This window comes from Streptomyces sp. RB17 (genome assembly GCF_009604455.1).
Classification (GTDB): Bacteria; Actinomycetota; Actinomycetes; order Streptomycetales; family Streptomycetaceae; genus Streptomyces.
Map to the genome: position 1 here is coordinate 95,905 of NZ_WEGL01000010.1, position 18,676 is coordinate 114,580.

The following is an 18,676-nucleotide window of genomic DNA, read 5'->3' on the forward strand; positions in this document are numbered from 1 at the left end:
CACGCTCAGTCTACATGAAAATGATTACCGTTAGTGCTGCTTGGCGAGGGCCTGCACGAGACGCAGGGCGTCCAGCGTGCCCACGCCGGTGGCCATGTCGTATCCGTTCACGGCCTTGTAGCCCTTGACGCCCTCGTAGCTGTTGTCGGTGCCGTCGTTGACGTCGACGATGCCCGGGTTCTTCTGCTTGAGAAGCGTGTAGAGCGCCGGGTTGATGTCGCCCAGGCGGTGGCCGGCCGCCTGGTCGGCGAGGGCGACGATGCCCGAGAACAGCGGGCTGGCCTCGCTGGTGCCGCCGGAGACGTCCCAGCCGGTGGCGGTCGGGTCGTAGCTCGAGTAGACCCACGCACCGCCGTTGACCGCGGCGGCCATCGAGATGTCCGGGGTGCCGCGGCGGGTGCCGACGACGTTCTTCACCCCGTCCTGGAAGGCCGGGCGGGTGAACACGTGCGACTGGCCGCCGCCGCCCGCGCCGTAGTCGTTGTAGACGCTGTCCGGCTTGGTCCGCTCACCCTTGTCGTTCAGGTGCAGCTGGGTGCCGCCGATGGAGGTGACCAACGGGTCGGAGGACGGCCAGGAGTTGACGCGCTTGGTGTAGTACGTCTTGCCGTCGGCCTTCATGTCGGTGGCGCCGCCGTCACCGGAGGAGCCGAGGACCGTCACGTGCTTGCGCTGCGCGGCCTCGAAGGCGTACCGGAGCTTCTTGATGCTGGAGAAGTCACCCTTGTCGAAGCCCGGGAAGGTGTTCTCGGTGGCGCCGAAGCTCTGGCTGATGACGTCGCCGACACCGTGGTCGATCAGGTACTTCTCGGCGGACATCATCTCCGGCAGACCCGTGGTGCCCTCGGTCTCGGAGACCGCCGTCTCCACCAGGACGATCTTCGCGCCGGGCGCGACGGCGTGGGCCATCTCGACGTCCAGCGAGGTCTCGCCGGCCCAGCCGGTCATGTCCGAGTTCTTCGGGTCGAACTTCGGGACGTGGCCCCACTTGACGACCTGGACCTTGGTGCTGGGCAGCCCGAACTGCTTGCTGTAGACGTCCAGATCGTGCTGGACGGTCGGGGACCCGAAGGAGTCGACGATGACGATCGTACGGCCCTTGCCCGTGATGCCCTTCTTGTACAGCGGGTTGAGGTTGTACGCCGTTCTGTACTGGAGCGGGTTGTAGCAGTTGATGTGCCATTTCGCCTGGCACTGGGCGATGGGGAGGGGGCTGGCCACGTCGTGGACGAGCGTCTGCCCCGCGATGGCCGGCTGCGCGAAGGTGTGCGGCACGCCGGCGGGCGCGGCGGTGGTGGCGCCGGCCGAGGAGAGGGTCGCCACTCCTGCGGCGACGAGTGCGGCGGTGGCGGCGGAGGCCGCGAGGCCGCGCCCGGTTCGGGCTATGTGCATGTGTTCCCCTGAGTGGTCCGGTGTCGGACGTATTCGGTCGCCTTAGTCGACACGGGGACCGGCAGCTGAGTCATGCACAGAACAAGATTATTGACCGGCCGATGCCAAATCCTTTACCCGACCAGACCATTTGGTGAACACGAACGGCCGCAGCCCCCGCACAGTGGGCTGCGGCCGTTCTGTTCCTGACCTGTCCGTGGCAGGTCAGAGCGCGATGCCGGTCAGGACCAGCACACGCTCGTAGGTGTAGTCCTCCATCGCGAACCGCACGCCTTCGCGGCCCACGCCGGACTGCTTGGCGCCGCCGTACGGCATCTGGTCGGCGCGGTAGGACGGGACGTCGCCGATCACCACGCCGCCGACCTCGAGGGCGCGGTGGGCGCGGAAGGCGACCTGCAGGTCGTGGGTGAACACGCCCGCCTGGAGGCCGTACTTTGAGTCGTTGACCGCGGCGAACGCCTCGGCCTCTCCGTCCACCTTCCGCACGGTGAGGACGGGACCGAAGACCTCCTCGCAGGCGATCGTCACGTCCGCCGGTACGTCGGTGAGGACGGTCGGCGCGTAGGAAGCGCCGTCGCGGTCCCCGCCGGTGAGCAGCTGGGCACCGGCCTCGACGGCCTCCTTCACCCAGGACTCCACGCGCTTGGCGGCGTCCTCGCTGACCAGCGGGCCGACGTCCGTCTTGGCGTCGGACGGGTCACCGGTGACCTGGGCCTCGACGGCGGCGACGATGCGCGGCAGCAGGCGGTCGTAGACGGAGGCGTCGGCGATCACGCGCTGCACGGAGATGCAGGACTGGCCGCCCTGGTAGTTGGAGAAGGTCGCGATGCGGGTCGCGGCCCAGTCCAGGTCCTCCTCGCTCGCGAAGTCGGCGAGGACGACGGCCGCGCCGTTGCCGCCGAGCTCCAGCGTGCAGTGCTTGCGCGGCACCGAGTCCATGATCGCGTAACCGACCTTGTCGGAGCCGGTGAAGGAGATCACCGGCAGGCGCTCGTCCTGGACGAGGGCGGGCATGCGGTCGTTGGGCACCGGCAGGACCGACCAGGAGCCGGCCGGCAGGTCGGTCTCGGCCAGCAGCTCGCCGAGGATCAGGCCGGAGAGCGGGGTGGCCGGGGCCGGCTTGAGGACGATCGGCGCGCCGACGGCGATCGCCGGGGCGACCTTGTGGGCGCACAGGTTCAGCGGGAAGTTGAACGGCGCGATGCCGAGCACGACACCCTTCGGGAAGCGGCGGGTGAGCGCCAGCCGGCCCTGGCCGCCGGCGTCGGTGTCCAGCCGCTGGGCCTCGCCGCCGTTGAACCGCCGGGCTTCCTCGGCGGCGAACCGGAACACGGAGACGGCACGGCCGACCTCGCCCCGGGCCCACTTGACGGGCTTGCCGTTCTCGGCGGAGATCAGCTGGGCGATCTCCTCGGTGCGCTCGATCAGCCGCTTGCTGACGTGGTCGAGGGCGGCGGCGCGTACGTGCGCCGGGGTGGCGGCGAACTCGTCCCGTACGGCGTACGCGGCGGCCACGGCCTCCTCGACCTGGGCGTCGGTCGGCACGCTGACCGTGCCGACGAGCCGGCCGTCCCACGGGGAGGTGACGTCGAAGGTGTCCTCGCCGGTGACCTGGCGGCCGGCGAGCCAGAAGGCGTGGGTGGAAGTCATCTGTGATTCCCGGCCCTTCCGCGTTTGGGGGTGTGCTTGGCTTTCGTGCTCCACGGTAGGGCGGGGGCGGCCGGGGGTCGCTTGTCCGAGTCGTAGCAGTGGCCGGACCGCACACTACTGTTTGGACTACTCGACGCCTCGCTGTCCGGCCTATTCGGCGCTGGTCGCCTTCAGGGCGAGCCACAGCTCCATCCGGACGTCCGGGTCGTCCAGGGACCGCCCGAGGATCTCCTCGACCCGGCGCATCCGGTACCGCAGCGTGTGCCGGTGCACCCCCAGGTCCGCGGCGGCCGCGTCCCACTGCCCGTGCCGCGACAGCCACGCCCGCAGCGAGGCCACCAGATCCCCCCTCCCGGTGGCGTCGTGCTCGTGCAGCGCCCGCAGCAACCCGTCCGCGAACGCCTTCACCGCGTCGTCGGCCAGCAGCGGCAGCACGGACCCCGCGGCCAGCTGCTCGTGCTCCACCAGCACCCGCCCGCGCCGGCGCGCCACCGACAGCGCCTGCTCGGCCTGCTTGTAGGCCACGGCGGCGGCGATCGGCCCGGCCGGCGCGGACAACCCGACGACCAGGTCGTCCTCGTCGCCCGCGGCCTGCTCGGGCACCGCCCGCGCCGCCTCCAGCACCGCCGCGTACTGCGTGCAGGCGGCCACCGCGGCGCCGCCGTCGGCGGCGAGCACCACCAGCCGCTCACCCTCGGGCACGACCAGCACGGCCTCCCCGGAGCGCGCGGCGGCGGATTCCACGCCCTCCGCGAGACCGCCCAGCGGATCACCACCCGGGTCGCCGGTGACGGGCGCGCCGCCACCGGCACCCGGCGCCCGCACGTGCCCCTGCGCATCGGCGTGCGCCCGGGCGGCGGGTCCCGGCACCGACTCGGCGACGATCATCCGGAACGGCGCGTCGAGCAGCCCGCCGTACAGGTCCCCGGCGACGGCCCGGGCGTGGTCGGGCTCCCCGGCCAGGAGCATGCGCAGTACGGCCGTGCCGATGCGCTGTTCGGCGGCGTGCAGGGAGCGGGAGCGTTCGGTGGTGAGGGTGAGCAGGGCGATGGCGGAGTGCACGGCGTACCGCTCGGCGGTGCCGAGGGTGGCGGCGGTGCCGACGGCGAGCGCGGCGCGCGGCCGCCGCCCCGTGCCCAGGGAGTGCAGCTCGACCCGGTCCTCGTGATCGGGCCCGCCGACGACGGACGAAGCCGGCGCGGGCCGCTCCCGCAGCCGCTCGACGTCCGCCGTCAGCCGGGCGGCGCGCCGGCCGGCCCACTCGGGCGCGGCGGCGACGACGGAACCGGAGGCGTCGTACAGTGCGGCCCACCCGTCGACCTGCCCGGCGAGCGCGCCGAGCAGCCCCTCGGGTCCGGCGTTCAGCGCCTGCTTGGTCAGCTCCCGCTGCGCGGCGAACCCGGCGGTGACGGCGCGGTACTGGTCGGCGGCGATGGCGGCGGACACGGCCTTGCTGATGGCGAGGAAGGGGGTGCGGCGGGGCACCTCCAGCAGCGGCAGCCCCTCCGTCCGGCAGGCGTCGACGAGAGCCGCCGGGATCTCCTCGTAGTTGACCCCCACGGCGAACCCGAGCCCGACGACGCCGGCCCCCACCAGCCGCTTCACATACCGCCGCATGCCCTCGGGGTCCTCGGCGTCCAGCTTGAGCGCGGTGATCAGCAGCAGCTCACCGCCCTCCATGTACGGCACGGGGTCGGCCAGCTCACTGACGTGGGCCCAGCGGACGGGCACATCGAGGCGGTCCTCGCCCGCGCGCACGGTCAGCTTCAGCGCGGAGTGGTGGACGAGCGAGGCGAGGGTAGGGGGCATCGGTCCTTCAGTTGCCGCAAACCGGGCACCCAGCCGTTCGACAGCTGAATGCATCCTTGCATCCTTTGGCCGAACCGTATGAACGACCTACACCGATTCTGCCTCACCGTACGATCCCGCGCCGCCCCCTCACCCCCTCAGATCCACCAACAACGGCGGCGCGTGCTCCCCCCGCACACTCGTCAACGACAACACCGCATGCCCCGCCGGCACCCCATGCGCCAACTCGGACGCGGACCACCTCTCACGCTCCACCTGCCGGACGGTGACGGCCTCGGTCGTCACCGCCTTGCCGGTCACGAGCTTGCGCAGGGCGTGAATGGCGCGTGTCATCGGCTGGTCCGCGAAGACGGTGTGCCGGGCCACGTCCCGGGTCTCCACCCACTGGGTGCCCCAGGCGTCCGCGAACCTGCCGCCGTCCCATGTGGTCACACCGGAGAACGCCATATGGCAGCCGACAGCCGCGTACAGCGGTCCGTGCAGCGCCTCGGGGACATCGCCGATCGTGCGCAGGGCGAGCACCACGCCCGCGTTGCGGGAGCGCAGGCGCTGGATACGGCGGACGGACTCGGCCGTCACCGCGCCGGTGGCGTCGTCCACGACGAGGCAAGTGAAGTGGGTGGGTTCGCCTGCCGAGGCCACGGCACCGAACTGGGCGAGCAGCAGCCGCGTGACGATCCGGGACGCCTCCTCGTGTCCCCGGTCGGGCAGGTCGATACGGACGCGCAACGGATGGTGGGCGACGGCGCGCAGGGAGAACGGCCGGGCGCTTCCGCCGTGCCCGCCGAAGAACCCGGCGAACGCCGGCCGGTCCAGCACCGCGAGCCGGTCGGCCAGGACCTGCCCGGGATCGCCGGCGCTGTCCGACTGGCGGGCACGCGCCTCGAGTTCGCGGCGCATGACGGCGTGCTCGTCCCCGGCGAGCGCGTCACGCAGCGCGGCCAGGACCGAGGAGTCACCTTCCAGGAGTTCCCGCAGCACGGGCAGGGCCGGGAACCGCCCGTACGCCGCCTGGTAGGGGCCGAGGAGCTGGGCGAGGGCGGTGACCGCTCGCTGACCGCTCACGGTGTCCAGGTCGCCGGCCAGCCCTTCCGCCAGAAAGGCGGCCGCCTCGTCGGGGTCGTCGGAGTCCGCGTACGGGTCGAGATCGTGCACGGACTCCGGGTCGCCGAGGCGTACGACCACGTCGTAGGCCGAGTCGGGTCCGAGCGGGGTGCCCGCCGCGCACACGGCGACGACGGCGCACTGTCCAGCGAGTGCCTGCAGGCCGAGCGACTCGACGACGGGCCGGACCAGGTGGCGAGTCTTGCCCGAGCCCGAGGGCCCGACGGCCAGCAGTGAGGTGCCCAGCGTGTCCGGTGCAAGAGCCGCCCCGGCACCGCCGTAGGCGAGGGGGGTACGGTCCCCGGCCACCCACTGTCCGAGGCGCACCTGCTTGGTGAGCACATCGTGCCGGGGGGCTCGGCCGGGCAGATCGCGGTCTCCGGAGGGGTGGGTCCAGGCGGCGGCACCCTCGCGCAGCACGGTGTCGGTGAAGGAGGACAGCCGGGCCCGGGCGCGGGCCACGGTCCACATGTGGCCGATCCTGGCACAGTCCACGTCGTTCATCCGGCCTGCATCCACCTCGGCGGTGAGCATGTCCGCGGCCTGGTGCTGACCGGCCTCGCGCAGTTCGGGCCACTGCGAGGGCCGCCGGTCGACGGTCGGCGGTACAGCCTCGGCCGTCCCCGCCCGAGCCCGCGCGGCGAGCGCCTCCTTCACGAGGGGCCACCAACCGCCGATCCGGGCGAACGGCCACAGCACCAGCAGGGTGATGAGCGCGTACATCCCGTCCGTCAGCGGCTTCGATGCGAACACGCCGTAGTCGCCGCCGTTGATCAGGACGATCAGGGAGAACAACGGATCCTGGACGGGCAGGGCGTCCCAGCCGAGGCCGAACCAGCTCGGGAAGACGAAGGCCAGCGCGATCAGCGCACCGAGGGCGGCGATGAGGGCGCGAGCGGATTGCCCGCGTCGGGTGACGAAGTGCCGAATGACGTCGGGCCAGCTGCCGAGGCGCGCCATGGCATAGACGAGGATCGCGAAGAACACCCCGTCGGCGACCGTCTTGACCTCGCGGCCCTGGTAGCCCTTCGGCGACGTGGTGCCGGGCCACCACCAGTCGTCGGGGGTGAGCATCTTGAGGACGGTCCACTGGTAGGGGAGGCCGCCGTGCCGCCACAGTGACCACAGAAACAGTCCCGCCACGAGGGGGACGGCGAAGCCGACGATGGTGACCGGGGCCAGGCGCTGTCCTTGGTGTGCCGCCTTGGGCAGGCGGTAGCCGTAGCGCCAGATGCCGGGCTCGACCGCCGGGCGCGGCTGGTCGAGCCAGTCGGCGACGGGCGAGCGGGGGTGCGGCGACTGGGGGGCGCGCCCGGGCTGCGCGGCCGGCGGTGGCATGTCCGGCGCGCGCACCGGCCGTGGCGGCACGGCGGGGGCCTCGTACGGCGTCGCCCCGGCGTTGTACGGCGCCGCGGGCCCGTTCCGGGGCACCGCGGGCACGTCCGTCGGCTCCGCCGGCCGCGGCACGGGGTGAGCATGCGTGCCCCGCGCGTCCTGCGTCCCGTCGCTGTCCATTGCCCTTGCCCCCTGACCAGAGCTTCCGTCCACCATCAGCGAGCCAATCTAATGCCCTTCCAAGGGGAGTTCGGCGATTGCGTGGCAGGGCACCCGAAGAGATGCGAGCATGCCGCCGCGTCCCTCTCCCGGTTCCTCTATGTCCACTCCGGACAACGGCATACCCCGAAGACGCCCACATGGAGCATGCCCACCCCCCACCCCCGGCCCTAGCCTGCGAAGAAAGATAGGTAAGCGGGCGAAAACTCACCGCTCGGGTACGCAAGATCATCAGGAGCCCCCATGACCGCACTTCCGCAGGAGCGCCGCGTCGTCACCGCCATCCCCGGCCCGAAGTCGCAGGAGCTGCAGGCCCGCCGCACCGCCGCGGTCGCGCAGGGCGTGGGCTCCGTGCTGCCGGTCTTCACCGTGCGCGCGGGTGGCGGGATCATCGAGGACGTCGACGGCAACCGGCTCATCGACTTCGGGTCCGGTATCGCCGTGACCAGCGTCGGCGCGTCCGCCGAGGCCGTTGTGCGGCGGGCCAGCGCCCAGCTCGCCGACTTCACCCACACCTGTTTCATGGTCACCCCGTACGAGGGGTATGTGGAGGTCGCGGAGGCGCTCGCCGAGCTGACGCCCGGCGACCACGCCAAGAAGTCCGCGCTGTTCAACTCCGGCGCCGAGGCCGTCGAGAACGCCGTCAAGATCGCGCGTGCGTACACCAAGCGGCAGGCCGTCGTCGTGTTCGACCACGGGTACCACGGGCGGACCAACCTGACCATGGCGCTCACCGCCAAGAACATGCCGTACAAGCACGGATTCGGGCCGTTCGCCCCCGAGGTGTACCGCGTGCCGGTGGCCTATGGCTACCGCTGGCCGACCGGGCCGGAGAACGCCGGGCCGGAGGCCGCCGCGCAGGCCATCGACCAGATCACCAAGCAGGTCGGCCCGGACAACGTGGCCGCGATCATCATCGAGCCGGTGCTGGGCGAGGGTGGCTTCATCGAGCCCGCGAAGGGCTTCCTTCCGGCCGTTCGGCAGTTCGCCGCCGACAACGGGATCGTCTTCGTCGCCGACGAGATCCAGTCCGGCTTCTGCCGGACCGGGCAGTGGTTCGCCTGTGAGGACGAGGGCGTCGTGCCCGATCTGATCACGACCGCCAAGGGCATCGCCGGCGGTCTGCCGCTCGCCGCGGTCACCGGGCGCGCCGAGATCATGGACGCCGCGCACGCCGGTGGCCTGGGTGGTACGTACGGCGGCAACCCCGTCGCCTGTGCGGGCGCGCTCGGCGCCATCGAGACCATGAAGGAGCTCGACCTCAACGCCAAGGCCAAGCGCATCGAGGAGGTCATGAAGGGTCGCCTCACCGCCATGGCCGAGAAGTTCGACGTCATCGGTGACGTGCGCGGGCGTGGCGCCATGATCGCGATCGAGCTGGTCAAGGACCGGGCCACCAAGGAGCCCGACCCGGAGGCCACCGCCGCCCTCGCCAAGGCCTGCCACGCCGAGGGCCTGCTGGTCCTGACCTGCGGCACCTACGGCAACGTGCTGCGCTTCCTGCCCCCGCTGGTGATCGGCGAGGACCTTCTCAACGAGGGCCTGGACATCATCGAGCAGGCGTTCGCGCGCATCTGAGCAGGCGCGGCCGAAAACGGTCCCTGCGGCAGGCCGTGTGAAGAACGTGTGCGGGGTGGATGACGGGAGCCGATTCCGTCTGCCCAAGCGGCCCGGCCTGCCGTAGGTTCTACTCAGATGAGAGATACACCCCGCCCACAGGGGACTGTGGGCGATCTCAGGCCGAGGCCTCCCCAGCTTCGACCTGGTCGTGCCCTCGCGCACACAACCGGCGCCTGACGGCTCCGGGATCTCCTCACCGATCGGACGGTCGCCGCCCCAAACCCCCCGGGGCGCGCGACGTTCCGATCCGGACGGCCGCCTCGGAACTACCCCCCCTGTTCCGGGGCGGCCGACCTCCTTTTCCGCTGTCCGGCTTCTGCGTGTCGCGAGGACGGACCTGCGAAGCTGGGTGCCGTGTCGACCTCAGCCCGCCGCGTCCTGGCCTTCCTCCTCCTCGGCGTCCCGGCCGTCCTCTTCGCACTGATCACCTGGCAGGTCCTGGCCCACGGCCCACTGCTGCGCCTGGACGCCCGGCTCAGCCGGGCCCTCGTCGAGCCGGACCGGTTCGGCGGGTTCCTCTCCGACTTCGGCAACGTCCAGGTCGCCGTCCCGGCCCTCGTCGCGGCCGTGGGCTACGCCCTCTGGCGGGGACGGGCCGCCGGGGCGGACCGGTGGTGGCTGCCGCCGCTGGCCGCGGCCGTCCTGATGGCACTGGTCCCGGCGATCGTCGTACCGCTCAAGGACTGGACCGCACGGCCGGGGACCCCCGTGGTGCCCCCCGGCGTCGGCTATTTCCCCTCCGGGCACACGGCCACGGCGGCCGTCGCCTACGGCTCCGCGACCCTGATCCTGCTCCCCTGGCTCCGGTCGGCCGTCACCCGCCGGTGCCTGGTGACCGGCTGCGCGCTGCTGGTCCTCGGGGTGTCGTACGGCCTCGTCCGGCGCGGCTGGCACTGGCCGCTGGACGTGGTGGCCAGCTGGTGCCTGAGCACCATGGTGCTGACCACCCTCGGCCTGCTGACGGGCCTCAGCCGAAGTACCCGTCGAAGGTCTTCTGGAACTCCCAGTTCGAGTAGCGGTCCCAGTTCACCGACCATGTCATCAGGCCCCGCAGCGACGGCCAGGTCCCGTGCGTCGCGTACGAGCCGCAGTTCGTCCCCTTCGTCAGACAGTCCAGGGTCTTGGTGACCTCGGAGGGGGCCACATAGCCGTTGCCCGCGTTGGTCGAGGCCGGCATGCCGATCGCCACCTGGTCGGGGCGCAGCGGCGGGAAGAGGTTGTTCGGGTCGCCCGCGACCGGGAAGCCGGTGAGCAGCATGTCGGTCATGGCGATGTGGAAGTCGGCAGCGCCCATGGAGTGGTACTGGTTGTCCAGGCCCATGATCGGCCCGGAGTTGTAGTCCTGGACGTGCAGGAGCGTGAGGTCGTCGCGCAGGGCGTAGATGACCGGGAGGTACGCCCCGCAGCGCGGGTCCTGGCCGCCCCACTTGCCGGTGCCGTAGTACTGGTAGCCCATCTGCACGAAGAAGGTCTCCGGGGCCATCGAGAGCACGAACTTCGAGCCGTACTTCGCCTTCAGGGTCTTCAGGGCGGAGATGAGGTTGACGATCGCGGGGGTCGTCGGGTTCTTGAAGTCGGTGTCGCTCGTGTCGAGGGACAGTGAGTGGCCCTCGAAGTCGATGTCGAGGCCGTCGAGGCCCCAGGTGTCGATGATGTTCGAGACCGAGGAGACGAAGGTGTCGCGGGCGGCGGCGGTGGTGAGCTGGACCTGGCCGTTCTGGCCGCCGATCGAGATCAGCACCTTCTTGCCTGCCGCCTGCTTGGCCTTGATCGCGGCCTTGAAGTCGGCGTCGCTCTCGACGTTCGGACACTCGGTGACCGAGCAGCGGTTGAAGCGGATGTCCCCGGACGTGGGCGAGGTGGGCTCGCCGAAGGCGAGGTCGATGACGTCCCAGCTGTCGGGTACGTCGGCGAGGCGGGTGTAGCCGGAGCCGTTGGCGAAGCTCGCGTGCAGGTAGCCGACGAGGGCGTGGGTGGGCAGGTCGCCGGAGCCGCCGCCGGTGCCGGCGCTGGTCGTGGCGGTGACGACCGCGGACTTCGCGGACTCGCCGGCGGCGTTGCTCGCGGTGACCTGGAAGCCGTACGCCGTCGAGGCGGACAGCCCGGTCACGGTTGCCGATGTGCCGCTCACCGTCTGGGACCTGGTCCCGTCGCGGTAGACGGTGTAGCCGGTGGCGCCGGTGATCGCCGACCAGGACAGGGTCACGGAGGAGGAGGTGACGGCGGTGGCCTGCAGGCCGGTGGGCGCGGCGGGCGGCTGTCCGGTGCCGCTGCCGCCGGGGCCGACGAGGGAGATGTCGTCGGCGTAGTACGTGCCCGTGCCGTACCAGCCGTGCGTGTAGATGGTGACCTTCGTGGTGGTGGCGCCGGTGGTGAAGGTGGTCGTCAGCTTCTGCCAGTCGGGGGCGGACTGGGTCCAGGTGGAGACGTCGGTGGTGCCGGTGCCGTTCGCGCCGAGGTAGACGTATGAGCCACGGACGTAACCGGACAGCGTGTACGAGGAGTTGGGCTGGACGGTCACCGTCTGCGAGCACTGCGCGTTGTCGCTGCCGGCCGGGGTCGCCTGCAGCGCCGAGGTGCCGCTGTGCACCGGTGAGGTGACCGCCGTGCCGGCCGTGCAGGTCCAGCCGGTCAGGCCGGACTCGAAGCCGCCGTTCGTCGCGATGTCCGCGTCGGCCGCTCGGGCGGCCGACGAGAGTGCGGTGATGCCGGGCACGGCCAGCAGGGCGGCCGTGAGCAGGGCGAGGACGGATCTGGGACGTCGCGCGCGCGGGGCGCGTGGGGCGCGTTCCACAAGGGCCTCCGGTGTCGGGGGAGTTGGAGGGTGAAGCGCACTCAACTTGGTCCAGACCAATCCTCTTGTCAAGGTTTCCGGGCGCTACCCGCCCCCGCTCTCTCCCCCGGCCAGCCACGCCGCCGCCTCGTGCATCGCCAGCTCCAGCAGCGCGGGGTCGGTGAGGGTGCCCGAGCCGTCCGGCGGCACCAGCCAGCGCACGCCCCGGGTCGCCCGGCCGGGATACGGCACGACGATCCAGGTGCCGGGTCCGGCGGTGCGGACGCCGGTGCCGACCCAGCGGGCCGCGGTGCCGGGCGGCACGAAGAACCCGACCCGGTTGTCGCCGAAGTCGACGAGCACCGGGCCGGGTTGGTCGAGCACGCGGGTGAGCACGTCCAGGGTCGGATAACCGAGGTCGCCCGGCAGGATCAGTACGTCCCAGGCCCGGCCGGCGGGCAGCAGCGCGACCCCGAGGGGGTTGCGCTCCCATGCCCAGCGGCAGGCTTCGGGGTCAGGTGCGACGGACGCCAGCCACTCGACGGCCGTCTTCGCCCCAGTCATCAGAAGGCCTCCCTCTCTCTCGCCCGACCGTCCGGTGCGTCCGGCACGGTCGCGTCAGGAGGAGAGAGGGAGGCCTTCCGGGGGCATTACGCGAGTTCCGCATCCCCCTTGAGTGATCTAGATCACACTTCAGTCCCAGTCCTCATGGTCGTGGTCGTGGTGATCGCGGTGGTCGTGGTCGTGGTGACGGAAGAAGAAGTAGTCGTCGTAGCCGTCCCCACAGTGGTGCCGGTGGTGGTGGTCCCCGTAGTCGTCGTGGTCCTGGTGGTGCCGGGGAGTCATCGTCACCGCGGAAGCCGGGTGCATCGGCGCCGCCGAGGCGGCCGCGGCCGGGAGCATGACGCCTGCGGCGACGACGGCGGCGGAGACCGCGGCCGTCGCCAGGCACGGGCGGCGCTTGGCACGGGAGTCGTCGTGGTGGCGGAAGATGCCGGTGATGCGGTTCATGATCTGCTCCTGCTGGTCCGGTGTGGAAGTCGGTGCCTCCCGGTGAGGCCCGTGCTTCAAGTACGCCGGAATACGGGAGCGGGGTCATGCTCCGGAAACTCGTGGCTTGACGCCGCCATAACGACCAGGTAGCAGCCCTCAGCTGTCGAAACCCAGCCCCAGCCGGTCCATCGTCCGCAGCCACAGGTTGCGGCGGCCGCCGTGGGCGTCCGCGCGGGCCAGGGACCACTTGGTGAGGGCGATCCCGGTCCAGGCGAACGGCTCGGGCGGGAACGGCAGCGGCTTCTTGCGGACCATCTCCAGCTCCGTCCGCTGCGTGCGCTCCCCGGCCAGCAGGTCGAGCATCACGTCCGCGCCGAAACGCGTCGCGCCCACGCCCAGACCGGTGTAGCCGGCCGCGTAGGCGACCCTCCCCTGGTGCGCCGTGCCGAAGAACGCCGAGAAGCGCGAGCAGGTGTCGATCGCGCCGCCCCAGGCGTGGGTGAAGCGGATGCCCTCCAGCTGCGGGAAGCAGGTGAAGAAGTGGCCCGCGAGCTTGGCGTACGTCTCCGGCCGGTCGTCGTACTCGGCGCGCACCCGGCCGCCGTAGTGGTGGATCGCGTCGTAGCCGCCCCACAGGATCCGGTTGTCGGCGGACAGCCGGAAGTAGTGGAACTGGTTGGCGCTGTCACCGAGTCCCTGTCTGTTCTTCCAGCCGATCGACGCCAGCTGGTCGGCGTTCAGCGGCTCGGTCATCAGCGCGTAGTCGTAGACCGGGACGGTGTAGGAGCGCACGCGGCGCAGCAGGCTCGGGAAGATGTTGGTGCCGAGCGCGACCTTGCGGGCGCGGACCGCGCCGTACGGAGTGCGTACGGCCATCCCGGCGCCGTACTGCTTCAGTGTGAGCGCCGGTGTGTGTTCGTACACCCGCACCCCGAGCTTCAGGCACGCCCGCTTCAGGCCCCAGGCCAGCTTCGCCGGGTGCAGCATGGCCACGCCCCGGCGGTCCCACAGGCCGGCCTGGAAGGTGGGCGAGTTCACCTGCTCGCGCACGGCGTCTGCGTCCAGGAACTCGATGCCGTCCGCGAGCCCCTTCTCCGCCGACTCCCGGTGCCAGTCCTTCAGTTCCCGGGCCTGGTAGGTCTCGGTGGCGACGTCGATCTCGCCGGTGCGCTCGAAGTCGCAGTCGATGCCGTGCCGGGCGAGCGCGGCCTCGATCTCGTCGAGGTTGCGCCGGCCCAGCTCCTCCAGCGTGTGGATCTCACCGGGCCAGCGGGTGAGGCCGTTGGGCAGGCCGTGGGTGAGCGAGGCGGCGCAGAAGCCGCCGTTGCGGCCGGAGGCGGCCCAGCCCACCTCGCGGCCTTCCAGCAGGACCACGTCGCGCTGCGGGTCGCGCTCCTTGGCGTTCAGCGCGGTCCACAGCCCGCTGTAGCCGCCGCCGACGACCAGCAGGTCGCAGGTGTCGGTGCCGGTGAGGGCTGGCTCGGCGGGTGGCTTGCCGGGGTCTTCCAGCCAGTACGGGACCGGCTGGGCCTCGGAGAGAGATGCGATCCAGTTGTCTTTGCCACGGCTCATGGCGCTTGGGGCCATGATTTCAACTCCCTACAGAGCCTTTTACGCCTTCTGGTTGTTACGGCGATTGGTGACGAGCATCGAGAACAGCGTGATGAGGACGGCGACCAGGAACATGGCCGTACCGATGACATTGATCTGGACGGGCGTGCCGCGCTGCGCCGAACCCCACACGAACATCGGGAAGGTGACGGTCGAGCCGGCGTTGAAGTTGGTGATGATGAAGTCGTCGAAGGAGAGTGCGAACGACAGCAGCGCACCCGCGGCGATGCCCGGTGCCGCGATGGGCAGGGTGACCCGCGCGAAGGTCTGCACCGGGCCGGCGTACAGGTCCCGGGCGGCCTCCTCCAATCGCGGGTCCATCGACATCACGCGCGCCTTGACCGCGGTGACGACGAAGCTGAGGCAGAACATGATGTGGGCGATGAGGATCGTCCAGAAGCCGAGCTGAGCACCCATGTTGAGGAACAGGGTGAGCAGCGAGGCGGCCATGACGACCTCGGGCATCGCCATCGGCAGGAAGATCAGCGAGTTGACGGCGCCGCGCGCCCGGAAGCGGTAGCGGACCAGGGCGAAGGCGATCATCGTGCCGAGGATCGTGGCGCCGATCGTCGCCCAGACCGCGATCTGGAGGCTGATGGACAGCGAGCCGCACATGTCGGCGACGCCGCACGGCTGCTTCCAGGCGTCCAGGGAGAACTGCTGCCACTGGTAGTTGAAGCGTCCCTTCGGCTTGTTGAAGGAGAACACCGTCACGATGACGTTGGGCAGCAGGAGATACGCGAGCGTCAGCATTCCCGCGATGACGACGAGATGGCGCTTGAGCCAGTTGACGAAGGGCATTTAGACCAGGTCCTCCGTCCCGGACCGGCGGATGTAGATCGTGACCATGGCCAGGATGGCGGCCATGAGGATGAAGGACAGGGCCGCGGCCGTCGGGTAGTCCAGGATCCGCAGGAACTGCGTCTGGATGACGTTGCCGATCATGCGGGTGTCGGTGGAGCCGAGGAGCTCGGAGTTGACGTAGTCGCCCGCCGCCGGGATGAAGGTCAGCAGCGTGCCGGAGACCACGCCCGGCATCGACAGCGGGAAGGTGACTTTGCGGAAGGTGGTCCAGGGCTTGGCGTACAGGTCGCCGGCCGCCTCGTGCAGCCGTCCGTCGATCCGCTCCAGCGAGGTGTACAGCGGCAGGATCATGAACGGCAGGAAGTTGTACGTCAGTCCGCACACCACCGCCAGCGGTGTGGCGAGGACGCGGTCGCCGGCCGTCCAGCCGAGCCAGCCGGTGAGGTCCAGGACGTGCAGCGAGTTGAGGAGGTGCACGACCGGGCCGTTGTCGGCGAGGATCGTCTTCCAGGCCAGGGTGCGGATCAGGAAGCTGGTGAAGAACGGCGCGATCACCAGGATCATGATCAGGTTCCGCCAGCGGCCCGCGCGGAAGGCGATCAGATAGGCCAGCGGGTAGCCGAGCAGCAGGCACAGGACCGTGGCCCCGGCCGCGTAGAAGACGGACCGCAGGAACTGCGGCCAGTACTCGCTGAACGCGTCCCAGTAGGTGGCGAAGTGCCAGGTGACCTTGTAGCCCTCCTCCAGCGAGCCCGTCTGCACGGACGTGGAGGCCTGGTAGATCATCGGCAGCGCGAAGAAGACGATCAGCCACAGCAGGCCGGGCAGCAGCAGCCAGTACGGGGTGAACCGGCCGCGCTTGCGCGGGGGCTTCTTCTCCGGTGCGGTGGGCGCGAGGGGCGGTGGCGCCTCGGCTTCGGCGAGCGTCGTCATCAGGCGGCCGCCTCTTCCTCGGTGCCCGCGTCGATGTCCTGCGCGGCGTCCAGACCGAAGGTGTGCGCCGGGCTCCAGTGCAGCACGACGTCGGCGCCGGGCACGAGCCGGCCGTCGCGCTCGACGTTCTGGACGTACACCGACAGCTCGTCGCAGACCGGGCTGTCGATCACGTACTGCGTGGAGACGCCGATGAAGCTCGCGTCGGCTATCTTGCCGGTCAGCCGGTTGCGGCCCTCGGGGATGTCCCCCGCGTCGTCGGCGTGCGTGAGGGAGATCTTCTCGGGGCGGATGCCGACCAGCACCTTGCCGCCGGTGCTCGTCGGCGCGGAACAGCGGGACTCGGGCAGCACCAGCTTGCCGCCGCCCGCCTTGAGCACGATGTCGTCGCCGTTCTTCGTGTCGACCTCGGCCTCGATGAGGTTGGAGGTGCCGAGGAAGTTCGCCACGAAGGTGGTGTCCGGGTTCTCGTACAGGTCGGTCGGCGAGCCGAGCTGCTCGACGCGGCCCGCGTTCATCACGGCGACCGTGTCGGCCATGGTCATGGCCTCCTCCTGGTCGTGGGTGACGTGGATGAAGGTGATGCCGACCTCGGTCTGGATGCGCTTGAGCTCCAGCTGCATCTGGCGGCGCAGCTTGAGGTCGAGGGCGCCGAGCGGCTCGTCGAGCAGGAGCACCTTCGGGTGGTTGATGAGGGCGCGGGCGACGGCCACACGCTGCTGCTGGCCACCGGAGAGCTGGTGCGGCTTCTTGCGCGCCTGCTCGCCGAGCTGGACCAGCTCCAGCATGTCCTCGACCTGCTTCTTCACGCTCTTGATGCCGCGCCGGCGCAGACCGAAGGCGACGTTCTCGAAGATGTCGAGGTGCGGGAAGAGGGCGTAGGACTGGAAAACCGTGTTCACCGGCCGTTTGTACGGCGGCAGGTGGGTCACTTCCTGGTCACCGAGGCGGACGGTGCCGCCGGTGGGCTCCTCCAGGCCGGCGATCATGCGCAGGGTGGTGGTCTTGCCGCAGCCCGAGGCGCCGAGCAGGGCGAAGAAGGAGCCCTGCGGCACGGTCAGGTCCAGCGGGTGTACGGCGGTGAAGGCGCCGTAGGTCTTGGAGATACCGGAGAGGCGGACGTCGCCGCTGTTGTCTGGTGTCGTCATCGTCGTCACGCCCCTGTGAGCTTCGAGAACTTCTGCTGGTAGGCGGTCTCTTCCTTCTGCGTCAGGGCGCGGAAGGCATGGGACTTCTCCTGCATGGCCTTGTCGGGAAGGATCAGCGGGTTGCTCGCCGCCGATTTGTCGATCTTCGCAAGATAGGGCGCCACCCCCGCGACGGGGCTCACGTAGTTGACGTACGCGGCGAGCTCGGCGGCCGGCTCGGGCTCGTAGTAGAAGTCGATGAGCCGCTCGGCGTTCGTCTTGTGACGCGCCTTGTTGGGAACGAGCATGTTGTCGGTCGACGTCATGTAGCCGCTGGCGGGGATGACATAGCCGACGTCCGGGTTGTCCGCCTGGAGCTGGACGATGTCGCCGCCCCAGGCCACACAGGCGGCGAAGTCGCCCTTGGTGAGGTCCGAGGTGTAGTCGTTGCCGGTGAAGCGGCGGATCTGGCCCTTGTCGACGGCCTTCTGGAGGCGGGCGATCACCTTGTCGTAGTCGTCGTCGGTGAACTTCGCCGGATCGAGGCCCATGTCGAGCATGGTCATGCCGATGCTGTCGCGCATCTCCGTCAGGAAGCCGACGCGGCCCTTGAGCTTGGGGTTGTCGAGCAGGTCGGAGACCGACTTCACCTCGAGGCCGTCGAGCGCCTTCTTGTTGTACGCGATGACGGTCGAGATGCCCTGCCAGGGGTACGAGTACGCCCGGCCCGGGTCCCAGTCGGGCGCGCGGAACTGGTCCGACAGGTTGGCGAAGGCGTGCGGCAGGTTGGACGGGTCCAGTTTCTGGACGTACCCGAGGCGGATCATGCGGGCGGCGAGCCAGTCGGTGAGCACGACGAGGTCGCGGCCGGTGTCCTGGCCCGCGGCGAGCTCCGGCTGGATCTTGCCGAAGAACTCGTCGTTGTCGTTGATGTCTTCGGTGTACTTCACCTGGATGCCGGTCCGCTTGGCGAACGCGTCGAGCGTGGGGTGCCGCTTCGTCTTGTCGTCCACGTCGATGTACTCGGGCCAGTTGGAGAAGTTGAGGACCTTCTCCTTGGCCGAGTGGTCGTCGGCGGACACGCCTCCTTGCGTCTTGGTCGCCGCGGGGATCCCGCAGGCGCTCAGCGCCCCGAGTCCGCCGACCGTGAGCACGCCGCCCGCGGAGGCGCGCAGCAGCGAGCGGCGGGTCATCGCGGCCCGGCCGTTGCGGAAGCTCCGCCGTATGGCGGCCAGTTCGACCGGTGTGAAGCGGTCGGGCTCGTACTGCTCCATGCGCGTGGTGCCCTTTCGGGAGGAAGAGGTGG

Annotated in this window: 13 protein-coding genes and 1 pseudogene; 2 read left to right on the forward strand and 12 right to left on the reverse strand. The window is 70.4% G+C overall.

Translation table 11 applies throughout. From position 1 onward, the window contains the following. Window positions 1–30: 30 nt before the first annotated feature. From SRB17_RS36575 to SRB17_RS36590, 4 genes are all read right to left on the reverse strand, one after another. Window positions 31–1,392: a S53 family peptidase gene (locus tag SRB17_RS36575; RefSeq protein ID WP_153545147.1), complete on the reverse strand. Its 1,362-nt coding sequence runs from the start codon at window positions 1,390–1,392 to the stop codon at window positions 31–33. Window positions 1,393–1,596: 204 nt separating this feature from the next. After that, entirely contained in the window at window positions 1,597–3,042 is a 1,446-nt protein-coding gene (locus tag SRB17_RS36580) for an aldehyde dehydrogenase family protein (RefSeq protein ID WP_153545149.1), read from the reverse strand. A gap of 150 nt (window positions 3,043–3,192) precedes the next feature. After that, a complete protein-coding gene (locus SRB17_RS36585) occupies window positions 3,193–4,851 on the reverse strand; it encodes a PucR family transcriptional regulator (protein ID WP_153545151.1) in 1,659 nt (552 codons plus the stop codon). Between the two features lie 129 nt (window positions 4,852–4,980). Next, window positions 4,981–7,470 carry an ATP/GTP-binding protein gene (locus tag SRB17_RS36590; protein WP_153545153.1) on the reverse strand — a complete coding sequence of 830 codons (2,490 nt, stop codon included), beginning with the start codon at window positions 7,468–7,470 and terminating at the stop codon, window positions 4,981–4,983. Between the two features lie 282 nt (window positions 7,471–7,752). Between SRB17_RS36590 and gabT the strand changes: the two genes are divergently transcribed. After that, on the forward strand, window positions 7,753–9,087 hold the full coding sequence (gene gabT / locus SRB17_RS36595) for a 4-aminobutyrate--2-oxoglutarate transaminase (protein ID WP_153545155.1): 1,335 nt from the start codon (window positions 7,753–7,755) through the stop codon (window positions 9,085–9,087). 687 nt (window positions 9,088–9,774) lie between these two features. Further along, window positions 9,775–10,014, forward strand: a pseudogene (locus SRB17_RS46880) (hypothetical protein); the annotation flags it as partial. Between the two features lie 82 nt (window positions 10,015–10,096). Here the strand turns inward: SRB17_RS46880 and SRB17_RS36605 are convergent. From SRB17_RS36605 to SRB17_RS36640, 8 genes are all read right to left on the reverse strand, one after another. Then, entirely contained in the window at window positions 10,097–11,923 is a 1,827-nt protein-coding gene (locus SRB17_RS36605) for a glycoside hydrolase family 18 protein (RefSeq protein WP_323376901.1), read from the reverse strand. Window positions 11,924–12,007: 84 nt separating this feature from the next. Then, window positions 12,008–12,466: a hypothetical protein gene (locus SRB17_RS36610; protein ID WP_153545169.1), complete on the reverse strand. Its 459-nt coding sequence runs from the start codon at window positions 12,464–12,466 to the stop codon at window positions 12,008–12,010. 129 nt (window positions 12,467–12,595) lie between these two features. After that, a complete protein-coding gene (locus SRB17_RS36615; protein WP_153545171.1) occupies window positions 12,596–12,913 on the reverse strand; it encodes a hypothetical protein in 318 nt (105 codons plus the stop codon). Window positions 12,914–13,051: 138 nt separating this feature from the next. Then, window positions 13,052–14,482 (reverse strand): NAD(P)/FAD-dependent oxidoreductase, encoded by a 1,431-nt coding sequence (locus SRB17_RS36620; protein ID WP_153545173.1) that lies wholly within the window; start codon window positions 14,480–14,482, stop codon window positions 13,052–13,054. A gap of 24 nt (window positions 14,483–14,506) precedes the next feature. Continuing rightward, entirely contained in the window at window positions 14,507–15,307 is an 801-nt protein-coding gene (locus SRB17_RS36625) for an ABC transporter permease (protein WP_153545175.1), read from the reverse strand. Then, window positions 15,308–16,243: an ABC transporter permease gene (locus SRB17_RS36630; protein ID WP_153545177.1), complete on the reverse strand. Its 936-nt coding sequence runs from the start codon at window positions 16,241–16,243 to the stop codon at window positions 15,308–15,310. Then, a complete protein-coding gene (locus tag SRB17_RS36635; protein WP_323376903.1) occupies window positions 16,243–17,400 on the reverse strand; it encodes an ABC transporter ATP-binding protein in 1,158 nt (385 codons plus the stop codon). The genes SRB17_RS36630 and SRB17_RS36635 overlap by 1 nt, the downstream gene beginning before the upstream one ends. Continuing rightward, the gene (locus tag SRB17_RS36640) at window positions 17,397–18,644 is read right to left on the reverse strand and encodes an ABC transporter substrate-binding protein (protein WP_153545181.1); all 1,248 of its coding nucleotides are present in this window, start codon (window positions 18,642–18,644) and stop codon (window positions 17,397–17,399) included. Before SRB17_RS36640 ends, SRB17_RS36635 begins: the two co-directional genes overlap by 4 nt. Window positions 18,645–18,676: the final 32 nt, after the last annotated feature.